Origin of the sequence: Herbaspirillum aquaticum, assembly GCF_002213425.1 — a bacterium.
Taxonomy (GTDB): Bacteria; Pseudomonadota; Gammaproteobacteria; order Burkholderiales; family Burkholderiaceae_D; genus Herbaspirillum; species Herbaspirillum aquaticum.
The window spans coordinates 1-1245 of record NZ_NJGV01000054.1 but is presented as its reverse complement, the minus strand read 5'-3'; the positions used below and the strand labels follow the sequence as shown (position 1 = coordinate 1245).

The 1245-nt window shown below is 47.6% G+C and carries 2 protein-coding genes; one reads left to right on the top strand and one right to left on the bottom strand.

The features are described from left to right. Window positions 1–58: 58 nt before the first annotated feature. Window positions 59–412: a hypothetical protein gene (locus tag CEJ45_RS24360; RefSeq protein WP_088757558.1), complete on the bottom strand. Its 354-nt coding sequence runs from the start codon at window positions 410–412 to the stop codon at window positions 59–61. 162 nt (window positions 413–574) lie between these two features. Between CEJ45_RS24360 and CEJ45_RS24355 the strand changes: the two genes are divergently transcribed. Further along, window positions 575–1156 (top strand): hypothetical protein, encoded by a 582-nt coding sequence (locus tag CEJ45_RS24355; RefSeq protein WP_141107066.1) that lies wholly within the window; start codon window positions 575–577, stop codon window positions 1154–1156. The last annotated feature ends 89 nt before the right edge of the window (window positions 1157–1245 follow it).

The window sequence follows — 1245 nt, the reverse complement described above, 5'->3', positions numbered from 1 at the left end:
AGCTATTTCGCTTCTTCTTTGCTTCACTCATTCTCGTCATCCCTTCCAGGACGACAGCTTAAATCAGTGTCTCAAATTCGGGGTCCACTTTAGTACGCTTCCGGTCAGTGCGAAATACGTAGCGAATGAGCATGGTTGGCATTTGGCTATTTGACTGCACTCTTACTCCCTCCTGCGTCAACTTAGCGGTCAGGTCCAGGCGGATTTGAGTTTTGGTGTCCTCCGACGCGTTAAGGTAATCCTCCTGGTAAAGGGTCAGGCATCCAGCAAGCAGGCTATACAACGTTTCGTTGGAGCGGGTGTATTCGCCTCGTTGCCATTCGTCGCGTGTAGCGCACAGCTCGTCCAACTGCGTTGTTATGCTTTGCACGACTTGAGTGTCAGGTTGAGTTGCTTTCTTCGACTTTTTCATTTGATGGCTCCTTATAAAAGTTTTGTTTCGCTTTCAATTCTTGCGGAGAGCGTTGCGCTCAACCACGAAGCCATCGTACTGACATTAACTGATATGATCCCAAACAATAACTTTCTTCATTATTTCTGTTAATACATGCGACTTGTCGAGGATAGTGATCTATTGACCCGGTTGCTTGCGGTAAGCAAGAAAAAGTACGGGCTCACTGTGCAAGCGGACTGGCGTTATCAATACTTCTTTGAATACCTACAAATTAGCCCCAGCTATTGGGCCGCCCATTTGGTTGCTACGACTAAGAACGGCACTTTGGAAGGCAATAAATACCTGCCATCCGACTTTGTCGATGTGATGAAGACATATCAGGCCTTTGGAGATGTTTGGCGCACCAGTTTCTGGGACTGGTGGGTCAAGAAAGCGCAGTACGTTTTTGGCGTACGACATCCGCCCAGAATCCACGAGCTAGGAAGGTGTGACCTTGGCGTCGCTATGGAGCAAGCCAATTTGATAAAAACGCAACAGAATGCGCAGCAGTATTTGATTTCTGACAGGATCGTGGAGGGGATGCCAGCATCAATTATTCTTGCGATTCCATTGCATCAGAATCGGAGAGATATCCTTAAAAGCTTGGCGGGAACTATCGACAATGCACTGCGTGAACTCTCTGAACACGAGCCACTGGCCGAGTTTGTTCTTCTGAAGAACAAAATCCATAAGAAAACCCTGGACGACGCACGCAAGGTCTAAAGTGGACCCCGAATTTGAGACACTGATTTAAGCTGTCGTCCTGGAAGGGATGACGAGAATGAGTGAAGCAAAGAAGAAGCGAAATAGCT